The organism is Novosphingobium aquiterrae (assembly GCF_042434435.1).
Taxonomy (GTDB): domain Bacteria; phylum Pseudomonadota; class Alphaproteobacteria; order Sphingomonadales; family Sphingomonadaceae; genus Novosphingobium; species Novosphingobium aquiterrae.
Genome location: NZ_JBHLTL010000011.1, coordinates 122,544 through 134,821 on the forward strand (window position 1 = coordinate 122,544; position 12,278 = coordinate 134,821).

Here is a 12,278-nt window from a genome sequence, read left to right on the forward strand (position 1 = left end):
TGTGGGCTACCAACTTTCAGGCAATCCAGCTGCAAGGCGCCTTAGGATAGCGATTGTCGCAGGTGTCTCTGTCTGCTTTCTCGAGGCAATGAGTCATGGCAACGAATTGGTCTATCCTTTGCCATCCCCTTGGCGCGCCATTCTCTTGCTGATTGGCTTTCTTTCCGGGTTCCCCTTCGCGATGGCAGTCGCAAGACGACCTTTGTCCGACAGGAAATTGGGAAAGTTCGTCGCCGTCGTTTCACTCCCATTCTTGAGTATGGCGATCACGTCATACTATGCCCGCAGAGCAGTAGAGGCTTATGCATTCGCGAACTTTTTGCCCCAGGAGGAGAAGGTCTTCGCTCCGATCGTGAGCATGAATGTAGGGCGTGGGCCGGATAGCGCTACCGTTGTCACGGATGAAGCAGCTCGCGAGATAACGGTCTATGTTTCGGACAAGCTCTTATTACGGATGGACGCATTCCGATACCCGGGCCGAGATTGTCTGATCTTGCCGCAGCAAACTGGTCGGAACGGCATAAAGCGGTTGGTGCTTCCGGGCTATTTCCAGCAAGAGATCGACACAGCCGCCTTCAGGCGCTGCTCGGCAAAGTAATTACTCCGCCGCCAACAGTTCTTCCGCGCCTTCCAGGTCGACGCTCACCAACCGCGAAACCCCGCGTTCGACCATCGTCACGCCGAACAGGCGGTGCATGCGGCTCATCGTCACGGCGTTGTGGGTGACGATCAGGTAGCGGGTGTCGGTTTCGCCCACCATCGCGTCGAGCAGGTCGCAGAAGCGTTCGATATTGGCATCGTCGAGCGGCGCGTCGACTTCGTCGAGCACGCAGATCGGGGCCGGGTTGGTCAGGAACAGCGCGAAGATCAGCGCCACTGCGGTCAGCGCCTGTTCGCCGCCCGAGAGCAGGGTCAGCGATTGCAGCCGCTTGCCCGGCGGCTGGGCATAGATTTCGAGGCCCGCTTCGAGCGGATCATCGCTGTCGACCAGCGCGAGATGGGCCTGGCCGCCTTCGAACAGGCGGGTGAACAGGCGGCGGAAATGCTGGTCGACCGCTTCGAAGGCCGCGCGCAGCCGTTCGCGGCCCTCGCGGTTGAGATTGCCGATCGAGCCGCGCAGGCGGTTGACCGCCTCGCCCAGTTCGGCCTGTTCGGCGATCGATGCGCCGTGGCGCTCTTCGGCGGATGCCAGCTCCTCCGCAGCGACGAGGTTGACCGGGCCGAGCCGCTCGCGGTCGGCCACCAGTTTGTCGTGCTCGGCGCTTTCCTCGCCCGAATGCCCGACGGCGGTGCTGTCGAAAGCGAAACGTTCGGGCAGCAGCGGCGGCGGGCACTGGAAGCGCTCGCCCGAGATACCGGCCATTTCCTGACGGCGCGCTTCCTCGTTCTCGGCCCGGGCGGCGGCCCCGGCGCGGGCTTCGCGGGCCGAGGCCAGCGCCTCGTTGGCCTCGTTGAACTGGCCTTCGATCCGCCGCGCCGCCTCGGTCACTTCGCTCACCCGGGCTTCGGCGGTGGCAAGCTCGGCGGTTATGCGGGTGCGGGTCGCGTCGCCTTCCTCGATCTCGCGCAGCAGTCCGGCGGGCTTGGCGGCGATCACCGCGCGCTCTTCCTCCAGCTCCTCGGCGCGGCGGGCCATCTGCGCCAGGCGCGTGGCGGCGTCACCGGCGCGGGCCTGCCATGACTTGATGTCGGCGCGCAGGGTGTTGGTGCGTTCGCGCGCCACGGCCAGCGCCTGATCGTGCGCGGCGAGCGCGGCGGTGGCAGATTGCAGGCCCTGCCGGGCCTCATCGTGACGGGTCCGCGCTGCGGCAAGCTGGGCGCGGCCGCTTTCGGGATCGGGCAGGGCATTGCGGCGATCTTCTGCAGTCGAACGCTCGGTCTCGGCCTGACGAACCTGCTCGGCCAGATCGGTGGCAGCGGCAGCCAGTTCGCTGCGCCGCGCTTCGAGCCGGGCCTTGGCCGCCTCGGCCTGATCGACGCCGCGCAATGCAGCGCGCTCTGCCTCGCTCGCCTGGGTCACCGCGCGCTCGCTGGCGATCAGCGCGGTTTGCAAGGCTGACAGTTCGGTCTGGACCGCGTTGACGCTTTGCTCGGCGCCCGCAGCAGCAGCGCGCAGTGCCGGCAGTTCGGTCTCCAGCGCCGCAAGCCGGTTCTCCGCCTCGAGCCGGGCGGCCTCTGCGGCGCCTTCGCCGCGCGCGACGAAGCCGTCCCAGCGGCGGATGCGCCCGGATTTGGTCACCAGCCATTCGCCGGGGGCCAGCGCGCGGCCATCGTCGGCATCGGCGACGTGGACCAACGCCAGCCGCGCTGCCAGTTCGTGCGGACACTGGGTGACGTGGGCGGCCAGGCTGTCCGCCACGGCGCGCGGCGGTTCGGCCCCGGTCCAGAAACGGCCGTCCTCGTCCGCCGGAGCCGGCGCAATCGGCGCCTTGGCATCGCGGCCCAGCACAGCGGCGAGGGCGCGTTCGTAGCCCGGGGCGGCGCGAACCTGGTCGAGCGCGGCGGGGCCGTGCTTGCCCGCGCCCTGCCTGGCGCGGGCCTGGCGGTCACGGTCGAGCGCCTGCCATTCGCGCTCGATCCCGGCAAGATCGGCGCGGGCCGATGCCAGCGCCGATCCGGCGGTGTCGCGGGCGGCTTGAAGCTCGGCCTTGCGCGCCTGTCCGGCTTCGAGCGCGGTGCGCGCCTCGCCCAGCGCCGTGGCCGCAGCTTCGCGCGCCGCTTCGGCCTGCGCCAGCGCGGCAGCGGGATCGCCTTCGCGGGCCAGCGCATCGCGCAGATCCTGCTGGCGGCGCGCTTCGCCGTCGAGCCGGGCCAGGCGCTGCTGCGCGGCGGCAAGTTCGGCCTCGGCAACGCGCCATTCGGCCTCGACCCCGGCTTGCTGCGCGGTGGCATTGGCAAGCGCCAGTTCGGCCTGGCGCAGGTTGCGGTCGGCGTCATCGAGCGCGGCGGCGACCAGCGGGCGGCGCTTTTCGTCGAGCGCCAGCGCCTCATCGCCCGCAGCGAGTTCGCGCTCGATCCGGCCCTGCGCCTCGGCCGCATCGCGGGTCAGCCGGTCGGCATCGCCGCGGTCCTCTTCCAGCCGCTGCTGCTGGCGGGCGAGGTCCTTGAGCCGTTCCTCGACCGCTTCGAGCTGGCTGGTCAGCTGGGCCATGCGGTGGCCGTGGGCCGTGGCGTCGTCGCGGCGGTCGGCCAGCTCGTCGCGCGCTTCGGCGAGCGCTTCGGCGCTGGCGTGCTGGGCCTGCTGCGCCGCCTTCATCGCCGTCTGGGCTGCGCTCACGCGCGCATCGGCCGCCTGGGCTTCACCGCGCGCAGCCTCGGCCGCGGCGGCGGCGTCGCGCCAGCGGGCAAAGACCAGCCGCGCCTCGGCCACCCGGATCCGCTCCGACAGCGCCTTGTAGCGTTCGGCAGCGCGGGCCTGGCGGCGCAGGCTGCCGATCTGCTGATCGAGCTGGCTCATCAGGTCTTCGAGCCGGGCGAGGTTGGCCTCGGTCGCGCGCAGCTTCTGCTCGGCGTCCTTGCGCCGCACGTGCAGGCCGGCGATCCCCGCCGCTTCTTCCAGCATCATCCGCCGTTCGGCCGGCTTGGCGGCGATCACCGCGGCGATCTTGCCCTGGCTGACCAGCGCGGGGGAGTGCGCCCCGGTCGCGGCGTCGGCAAAGACCAGCGCGACGTCCTTGGCCCGCACATCGCGGCCATTGACGCGGTAGGCGCTGCCCGCGCCGCGCTCGATCCGGCGGACCACTTCCAGCTCGCTGTCGTTGTCGCCGCCGTGGAGGCCGGCGGCTTCGGCCAGCAGCACGACCTCAGCAAAATCGCGCGGTGGGCGCGTGGTGGTACCGGCGAAGATGACGTCTTCCATCCCGCCGCTGCGCATCGACTTGGGCGAGCTTTCGCCCATCACCCAGCGGATCGCTTCGAGCAGGTTGGACTTGCCGCAGCCGTTGGGGCCGACAACCCCGGTCAGTCCCGGTTCGATGCGCAGTTCAGCCGGCTCGACAAAGCTCTTGAATCCGGTGAGCTTGAGCCGCTTGATGCGCATCGGACCGTGCTTCCCCCCCGTGGTTCCGGCCTAGCGGGCGCCGGCCTTTTCAAGCATCGGCTTGACGTCTTCCCACAGGTTGGTGTCGAGCTTCTTGCCATTGAGCAGGAAGGTCGGGGTGCCGGTGATCTGGTACTGATCCGACTGCTTGGTGACGTTGGCAGCCATCGCCTCGGCCTTGGCGGCGTCGGCCAGGCACATGTTGGCCTGATCCTTGGCAATGCCCCGCGCCGCGAAGAAGTCGGTCAATCCGGTCAGCTGGCCGATTGCCGGGCCACGCTTGGCCGGTTCTTGCTGAAAGGCGGCATCCTGGGCCGGCTTGCCGGCTTTTTCGGCAGCATCGAAGAAGGACTTCTGATTGGCAAAGACCTGGTCGGTCAGGGCAAAGAAGCTTTCCGGACTGCCGCAATGGGTCAGCTGGGTCGCGGTCAGGTCGATCGCGTCGCGGATGAAGTTGCGGAATTCAAAGCTGACACGGCCGCTGGCGACGAAGTTGTCGCGGATTTCCGCGCTGCTCTTCTCGGCAAATTCGGCGCAGTGCGGGCAGGTCAGCGAGCCATATTCGACCAGCTTGATCGGTGCCTGGGGATTGCCCATCATATAGCCGCCTTCGGGCGTGACGGTAACGACGTCGCTCCACGCCTTGCCTGCTGGCGGGGCGATCTTGGCGATCGGCGCGCCGCTGGGCGCGGCGGCATCCGTCGCGTCCTTGTTGCAGGCAGCAAGGCCCAGGGCGAGCGGCGCCAATGCGGCGGCAAAAGCAAGGCGGCGGAATGCGGTGGTGGTCATGGCAAGTCCTGCGTTGGGCTGGCGGGGCAGTCTGCCGAAGCTAGACCACTGCCAGCGGGGTTTCAAAGCGGGTTTGGCGGCGAATCCCGCGATATTCCACAGGAATCCGCTGAAACAGGGTTAAAGTGCGAGGTCGATCTGCGGCTTCAGCACCGACCATTCGTTGGTCCCGGCCAGAAGCGCGCCATTGATCGCGAAGCTGGGGGTGCTTTGCACGCCCAGATCGCTGGCGGCCTGGGCCTGCTTCGAGAGGCGTTCGGCCATGGCCTTGTCGGCCAAACAGCGGTCGACGCTGATGCGGTCATATCCGCGGGTTGCCATCATCTCGTAGAAGTGAAAATCCGCCGCGATTGCCCGGTTGCGCGCGCCCAGATCGCCGCTGGTCCAGCGTGTGCGCTGAGCGCTGCTGGCGGTCATCATCGGCTTGATCCAGGTCGCCTGGCTGCGCATGAACATGCCGTGGTTGAGGAAGAACTTGTCCTTGCTGCCGCAGTTGGTCAGCATCGCGGCGGTCAGGTCGATCGGATCGCGCAGCATGTGCCGCACTTCGACCGAGACCTTGCCCGGACGGACATAGCCCAGGCGCAGCGTGGCATCGGCCTCGCTTTCGAAATGGGCGCAATGGGGGCAGGTATAGCTGACGAATTCGGTCAGCTTGACCTTGGCTGCCGGGTTGCCCAGCACGTGGCTGCCCGTGGGGGTCAGTGCCACGGCGACATTCCAGTTCGCGGCGGGCCCTGCGGCGATCGACAGGGTGGAAGCGGCAGCAATGGCCAGGATCTTGATCAGGCGGTTCACTCTGCTTTGTCCTCTTGCGATTGGCCCAGGTTGCGGGCGAGCGATTCAAGCACGGCGCGCAGTTCGGGATCGCCGATGTCGCGCAGGCTTTCGCCCAGTTCCAGCGGGATCGGCCGCAGCGATGGCGGCGCGGTCGGCGCTTCCTTTGCGCGTGGCGGATTAACCGGGCCTTGCCGCAGCTTGACCCGCGACACGGCGGCATAGCCGAAGAAGCGGTTCACCCGCTCGATGATTTCGGGAATGACGTGGCTGATGATCGGGGCATGGGCCGGAACGACCACCAGCTGCAGGATCCCGTCGCGCTTTTCGCCGGGGGCGAAGCGGATCGATTCGGGGGCGCAGACGCGGGCGTGGCGCTCACCCACGATCTCGGGCCAGCGGGTCACCACGCTGGATTGGACGAAGCCGAACTTGCGGAAGGCAGTGCGGCCCACTTCGGGCATCAGCTCGGCAATCGGGCGCACCCCCATGCCGCGCGGACGCTCATAGCGCTTCGGCCCATTTGGTTTGTTGCGATCCCGTTCCATTGCGCGCCGGGCAATGCCATAGCGCGACCATGGATGCCAGCGCCGAGACGATCCGATCCGCACTGCTGACCTGGTACGACAGCCACGCGCGCAGCCTGCCATGGCGCAGCCCGCCCGGCACGCCGCCGCCGGAGCCGTACCGGGTGTGGCTGTCGGAAGTGATGTTGCAGCAGACCACCACGGTGGCGGTCGCGCCATATTTCGCGCGGTTCCTGGAACGCTGGCCCACCGTCGAGGATCTCGCGGCCGCAGACGACGGCGACGTCATGGCGGCATGGGCCGGGCTCGGTTACTATGCCCGAGCGCGCAATCTGCTGGCCTGCGCCCGCGCGGTGGCCGCGCAGGGCGGAGCCTTTCCCCGGACCGAGGCCGACCTACGCGCCCTGCCCGGGCTGGGTGCCTATACGGCGGCGGCAGTGGCAGCGATTGCCTTCGATCAGTCCGCAACCGTGGTCGATGCCAATGTCGAGCGGGTGGTGGCGCGGCTCTTCGCGATAAATCAGCCGTTGCCTGCCGCGCGCAAGACGATCCGCGCCCACACCGAGGCGCTTACTCCAGTTGAGCGGCCCGGCGATTTCGCCCAGGCGATGATGGACCTGGGGGCAACGATCTGCACCCCGCGCGCCCCGCGCTGCCTGCTGTGTCCGCTGGCCGCAATGTGCGCCGGGCGCCGGGCGGGGCCGGAGCAGTTCCCGGTTAAGGCGGCGAAAAAGGCCAAGCCGGTGCGCCAGGGGCGGGCGTTCTGGATCGAGCGGGACGGCGCGGTGTGGCTGATGACGCGGCCCGGCCAGGGCCTGCTGGGCGGGATGCGCGCCTTGCCCGACGATGCCTGGAACGCGCGCCGCGATGGCGCCGCCGCGCCGCCGCTGCCCGGTCCGTGGCGCTCTGCCGGGACGGTGCGCCACGGCTTCACGCATTTCGATCTCGAATTGCAATTGATGCTTTATTCGGGAAGCGATTGCTCTAGTCTTGACGGTGCAGGCACGTGGTGGCCGCTTGGCCGTATCGACACGGCCGGGCTGCCCACCGTATTTGCCAAGGCTGCCCGGCTGGCGCTGGCGCAGACCGAATATCAGGGAGAATGATGCGTGCTTGAAGTGACCCGCTCGAACTTGTCCCGTCGTGCCCTGATGCAGGTCAGCGCGATGCTTGGTGCAGGCACCGCGTTGCCGCTGGGGATGGGCCGGGCCTTTGCTGCCGATGCCGATGTTGCGGCAAAATGGCCCGCGGTGACGGCCATGCTCGACAAATATGTGGCGGAGCGAAAGGTCGCGGGGATGTCCGCCGCTATCGGCTGGGGTACCCAGGAACCCGGGTTCATCGCGCGGGGCAAGGAAGCGCTGGGTGATCCCGATGCCACCGGGCCCGACAGCTTGTTCCGGATCTATTCGATGACCAAGCCGATCACCGGCATGGCTGCGATGATCCTGATCGATGAAGGCAAACTGGGACTGGACCAGCCATTGTCCGACCTGCTGCCGAAGTTCGCCAAGATGCAGGTCCAGGTGACGCCTGATGGGTCGATTACCGAGCTGCGACCGGCCAAGACACCGATCACGATCCGCCACTTGCTGACGCATACCGCAGGGCTTGCCTATTCGATCATCCAGAAGGGACCGATCAAGGCCGCCTATGAAGCCGCCGGACTGATCCCGGGGCAGGTGACAAAGCTTCCCCTGCCTGGGCTGGACCGCGGCAAGCCAGTGAACAGCCTGAAATTGTTCGCCGACCGTCTGGCCGAAATGCCGCTGGTCTATGAACCCGGCACCCAGTGGTCCTATTCGGTCGCGCTCGACCTGATGGGCCGGGTAATCGAGATTGCGTCGGGCCAGCCGTTCGACGCGTTCCTGCAGGACCGCATTTTCGGCCCCGCCGGCATGACGTCGACCTGGTTCACCGTGCCGAAAAGCGAAGTGCACCGCCTGACCGGCAACTATTCGCCGCAGATGGGGATGCTGATTCCGATCGATCCGGCGCCCAGCTCCGTCTATCTCGACAAGCCGGCCTTCCCGTTTGGCGGGGCCGGGCTGGTCAGCAGTCCGCGCGACTATGACCGCTTTCTGGAAATGCTTGCCGGCTATGGCAAGATCGGCGGCAAGCGCGTGATGAGCGAGCTGGCCGTGCGGGTTGGCACCTCCAACCTCTTGCCCGAGGGCGCCAAGACCGCCGGGACCTTTGCCAATGGCGCGGGATTCGGCGCTGGTGGACGGGTCGGCCTGGGTGGCGATGCGGGCACTTATGGCTGGGGCGGCGCGGCCGGGACCGTGGCGTTCGTCAACCTCAAATACGGCCTGCGCGCATCGCTTTACACCCAGTACATGCCGTCCGAGGCCTACCCGGTACACACCGAATTCCCGCAGGCGGTCCAGACCGATCTGGCCAAAATGCGCGGACAGGGCTGAGCGCCGCAATGCAGATCGCCTTTGCCGGATCGCACCTGGATCGCGCCGATCATATCCGCGCGGATGCTGCGGCGCTGACGGCATTGATGGACTGGCGGGCACGGGTGCTTCTGCTCGACGGGCTCGATCCGGTGATCACGCCCGAAGGCACGCTAAGCTGGGGAACCCTGGCCGATACCCAGGCGGACAGCGAACTGGTGTTCCTGGGTCTGGCCGACGGGCGCGGCCATTTTGCCGAGGTTTCGCCCGCGATGATCGGCTCGGTCGCCCCGGCGAATCCGCGGCTGTGGGCGGCTATGGCCAGCCTCAGCCACGACGAACTGGCGACCTATGGCGCGGCGCGCAGCCTGGTCGATTGGCATGCCCGGCACCGCTTCTGCGCGCGTTGCGGCAGCGCGACGGTGCTGGCCAAAGGCGGGTGGCAGCGCAGCTGCACCAGCGACACCTGCACGGGCGAGCATTTTCCCCGGGTCGATCCCGTGACGATCATGCTGGTCGAGCATCAGGGCAATCTGCTGCTGGGCCGCCAGCCGCGCTTTCCGCCGCGCCGCCTGTCGACCCTGGCCGGGTTCGTCGAGCCGGGTGAAAGCATCGAGGAAGCGGTGGCACGCGAAGTGTTCGAGGAGGTCGGGGTGCGGGTCCATTCCGTGCGCTATGTCGCCAGCCAGCCGTGGCCGTTTCCGTCCAATCTGATGGTTGGCTGTCATGCCATTGCCGAAAGCACCGAACTGACGATCGATCACAACGAGCTGGAAGAGGCCGACTGGTTTACCCGGGCCGAGGTGGAAGCGGCGATGCGCGGTGATGAAGACGCGCGCTTCATCGCCCCGCCGCCCCAGGCGATAGCCCATCATCTGATCAAATGGTGGCTTGAACGATGACCGCGCCCGCCCGCCTGACCATCGACATCTGGTCCGACGTGATGTGCCCGTGGTGCATCATCGGCTACAGCCAGCTGCAAAAGGCGCTGGCCGGGCTGGAGGGTGAGATCGAAGCCGAAGTGCGCTGGCTACCCTTCGAACTCAATCCCGACATGCCGCCCGAAGGCGAAGACAGCGCTGCCCATGTGGCGCGCAAATACGGCCGTACTGCGGACCAGGTCGCCGATGGCCGCAGCCAGATGCAGGCGATCGGGCAGCGTGCCGGCTATTCCTTCGCCTATAGCGGCACGGGCGAAGCGCCGCCGGCGATGATGTGGAACACCTTTGCTGCGCACAAGCTGCTCAAGTGGGCGCTGATCGAGGCCGGGGCAGAGGCGCAGAACCGGCTCAAGCTGGCGCTGTTTGACGCGCATTTCCAGCAGCGCCGCAATGTGTCCGATCCTGACGTGCTGGTCGATATCGCGCAGGGCATCGGTCTCGACCCGGTCGGTGCCCGCGCGGCGCTGGTTGACGCGGCCTTGGGCAGCATCGTCCGCGCCGAAGAGGCGCAGGCCTGGGACATGAACATCAGCGGGGTTCCGGCGATGGTGATCCAGGGCAAGTACCTGATTCCCGGTGCGCAGGAGCCCGAAGCCTATGCCAACGCGCTACGGCGGATCTCGGTGAAAGAGGGTTTGGCGGCGTGACGGTGCTCGCCGTTGGTGCTGCAGTCATTACCGGCGGGGTCAGCGGTATCGGGCTGGCCGTTGCCGGGGAACTTGGCAGACGCGGTGCGAAAGTCCTCCTTGCCGATCTCCCGGGCGAGCGCCTGGAGGCAGCGGTAAGCGCACTGACCGACGAAGGAATCAATGCCTGCGGCCAGGCCTGCGATGTCAGCGATCTGGCTCAGGTAGAAGCCTTGGCCCAGGCCGCCTTCGCGCGCTTCGGCGATGTGGGTCTCGTCTTCAACAACGCCGGTGTCAGCGGCCCGCGCGGCAAGCTGTGGGAAATCGATCCAGCGGCAGCGAAGGCGCACTTCGACATCAATTTCTGGGGTGTATGGAACGGCTGCCGCGCCTTCGCGCCGCGTCTGGCCGCGCAGGCCAGTCCCAGCGCAATCTACAACACGGGATCGGAAAATTCGCTGTTCTGTGCATTACCGCACACGGCGGCCTATATCGCTGCCAAGCATGCGGTGCTGGGCATGACCGAAAGCCTGCGCGGCGATCTGCCATCCCATGTCCACGCCGGGCTGGTGATCCCGGGCTGGGTGCACACCGCCATCGGACCCGATGCCGTGATGCGCAATGGCATGGACGTTGCGCGCTTTGCCGAAATCATCGTGCCGCAGATGCTGGCGCGTCAGCGCTTTGTGGTGGCCCACGCCTATAACGTGGTGCGCATGCACGAGCGGATTGACGCGCTCGATACAGCCTATGCGGCCCATGCACCGCGCTATGACGGCGATGAGGAGTATGACGTGCTGACCACGATTGCCCGGCTGCGGGCGGCGCGGGAAGCCGGCTGACGCAAGTCAGTGCGTCAGCAGCTTGATTCCCGATAGCACCAGTACAAAGGCCAGGGCCGGGCGCAGCAGGCCGTCGGGTGCGCGGCTGGCCAGCAGGCTGCCGACGATCACCCCGGGAATCGAACCCATCAGCAGATTAAGCAGCAGCGTGCTGTCCACCCCGCCGATGATCCAGTGGCCGAACCCGGCGACGAAGGCCAGCGGCACCGCGTGGGCAATATCCGATCCGATCAGCCGCAGCACCGGCAGTCGGCGATAGAGCATCAGCAGCACGGTCATCCCGATCGCTCCCGCCCCGATCGACGACATGGTCACCAGCACGCCCAGCACTGCGCCCAGGACGATCGTCGGGACCAGGGCATGATCGGACAGCACCGGGGGGTGGTGGGTTGCGCCATAGGCCAGCAGGCGGCGCTGGAACAGGATGCCGATCGCGGTCAGGATCAGCATCGCGCCCAGCACGACCATGATCAGGTGGTTGGCATCCTTGCCGACCCTGAGGAAGGTGTTGAGCGCGATCAAGGTGACGACCGCGGCTGGCAGGCTGCCGGTGGCGAGGCGGCGGACGATCTTCCAGTCGACCGTTTCCTTGACCCCGTGAACCGCGCTGCCGACGGTCTTGGTGATCGCGGCATAGAGCAGATCGGTGCCGACCGCCGTGGCCGGGCTGACCCCGAAGACCAGTACTAGCAGCGGGGTCATTAGCGATCCGCCGCCAACCCCGGTCAGCCCCACCAGGAAGCCGACCAGCAGCCCGGCCACGGCATGGGGCAGGTCGAAAGCGGCGACATTCGGCATCTGCGGCGTTTACCCCAATTGCGGCCTTGTGCCGACGATCCGGCCTATCGCATCCTGCGCGCGCCGCGCGAAGAGAGCAATCCCGTCGCTGCCAAAAGCAAATCTACGCCGCCGGCTGGTGGATCAAACAAGCCCCAGCCGCGCCAGGTCGCTGGCGAGGCGCCCGGGCATGGCATCGCCGGCGCTTTCGCCCGCAGCCAGATCGCGCGGGGCGTCGCTGGCGTCCAGGTAACGCCAGCCCTGGTGCGCGCGTTTGGGCACGGGCATGACGTCGATCAGTTTCGCAGCGATGACGATGTTGGTCCTGCCGCCCTCGGCCGCTTCGAAGCGCAGGATCGGGCTGCGCATGACCAGCTGATGCTTGAAGATCCAGAACAGCGAGCCGCCCTCCGACCCACCGGCCGGCACGATCTCCGCGTGGCGCTTCGGCAGGTAGCGGGTGGTCAGGAACGCCTCCTCCCCGCGAGTGGCGAACCAGCTGCGCAGCTCGTCAAGGCTCTGCGCGCCATAGGCAACCTTGGTCAGGTGCAGCGCCAC

General features: G+C 67.3%; 12 protein-coding genes. 6 read left to right on the top strand and 6 right to left on the bottom strand.

The genetic code is table 11. The annotated features are described in order from the left end of the window. The first annotated feature begins 1 nt into the window (after position 1). The gene (locus ACFFF7_RS14095; protein WP_379481992.1) at positions 2–598 is read left to right on the top strand and encodes a hypothetical protein; all 597 of its coding nucleotides are present in this window, start codon (positions 2–4) and stop codon (positions 596–598) included. On the opposite strand, the gene smc is transcribed toward ACFFF7_RS14095, so the two are convergent. The 4 genes from smc to ACFFF7_RS14115 all read right to left on the bottom strand — a co-directional run bounded on the left by smc (position 599) and on the right by ACFFF7_RS14115 (position 6,153). Next, positions 599–4,039, bottom strand: a complete 3,441-nt coding sequence (gene smc / locus ACFFF7_RS14100) for a chromosome segregation protein SMC (RefSeq protein WP_379481993.1) — start codon at positions 4,037–4,039, stop codon at positions 599–601. Between the two features lie 30 nt (positions 4,040–4,069). Then, positions 4,070–4,828: a thioredoxin domain-containing protein gene (locus tag ACFFF7_RS14105; RefSeq protein WP_379481994.1), complete on the bottom strand. Its 759-nt coding sequence runs from the start codon at positions 4,826–4,828 to the stop codon at positions 4,070–4,072. Between the two features lie 120 nt (positions 4,829–4,948). Then, entirely contained in the window at positions 4,949–5,626 is a 678-nt protein-coding gene (locus ACFFF7_RS14110; protein ID WP_379481995.1) for a DsbA family protein, read from the bottom strand. Next, a complete protein-coding gene (locus tag ACFFF7_RS14115) occupies positions 5,623–6,153 on the bottom strand; it encodes a DUF721 domain-containing protein (protein WP_379481996.1) in 531 nt (176 codons plus the stop codon). Before ACFFF7_RS14115 ends, ACFFF7_RS14110 begins: the two co-directional genes overlap by 4 nt. Before the next feature lie 29 nt (positions 6,154–6,182). Between ACFFF7_RS14115 and mutY the strand changes: the two genes are divergently transcribed. The 5 genes from mutY to ACFFF7_RS14140 are packed head-to-tail and all read left to right on the top strand — an operon-like array spanning position 6,183 to position 10,943. Then, positions 6,183–7,238, top strand: coding sequence for an A/G-specific adenine glycosylase (mutY, locus tag ACFFF7_RS14120; protein ID WP_379481997.1), 1,056 nt, complete (start codon positions 6,183–6,185; stop codon positions 7,236–7,238). 45 nt (positions 7,239–7,283) lie between these two features. Beyond that, entirely contained in the window at positions 7,284–8,555 is a 1,272-nt protein-coding gene (locus ACFFF7_RS14125; RefSeq protein WP_379482363.1) for a serine hydrolase domain-containing protein, read from the top strand. A gap of 8 nt (positions 8,556–8,563) precedes the next feature. Further along, positions 8,564–9,436: an NAD(+) diphosphatase gene (nudC, locus tag ACFFF7_RS14130; protein ID WP_379481998.1), complete on the top strand. Its 873-nt coding sequence runs from the start codon at positions 8,564–8,566 to the stop codon at positions 9,434–9,436. Continuing rightward, the gene (locus ACFFF7_RS14135) at positions 9,433–10,122 is read left to right on the top strand and encodes a DsbA family oxidoreductase (protein WP_379481999.1); all 690 of its coding nucleotides are present in this window, start codon (positions 9,433–9,435) and stop codon (positions 10,120–10,122) included. Before nudC ends, ACFFF7_RS14135 begins: the two co-directional genes overlap by 4 nt. Further along, on the top strand, positions 10,119–10,943 hold the full coding sequence (locus ACFFF7_RS14140) for an SDR family NAD(P)-dependent oxidoreductase (protein ID WP_379482000.1): 825 nt from the start codon (positions 10,119–10,121) through the stop codon (positions 10,941–10,943). The genes ACFFF7_RS14135 and ACFFF7_RS14140 overlap by 4 nt, the downstream gene beginning before the upstream one ends. 6 nt (positions 10,944–10,949) lie before the next feature. Here the strand turns inward: ACFFF7_RS14140 and ACFFF7_RS14145 are convergent, their stop codons facing one another. Both ACFFF7_RS14145 and ACFFF7_RS14150 read right to left on the bottom strand, forming a co-directional pair. Next, positions 10,950–11,741 carry a sulfite exporter TauE/SafE family protein gene (locus ACFFF7_RS14145; RefSeq protein WP_379482001.1) on the bottom strand — a complete coding sequence of 264 codons (792 nt, stop codon included), beginning with the start codon at positions 11,739–11,741 and terminating at the stop codon, positions 10,950–10,952. 123 nt (positions 11,742–11,864) lie between these two features. Beyond that, complete coding sequence (locus ACFFF7_RS14150) at positions 11,865–12,278, bottom strand: DUF1489 family protein (protein ID WP_379482002.1); 414 nt, start codon at positions 12,276–12,278, stop codon at positions 11,865–11,867.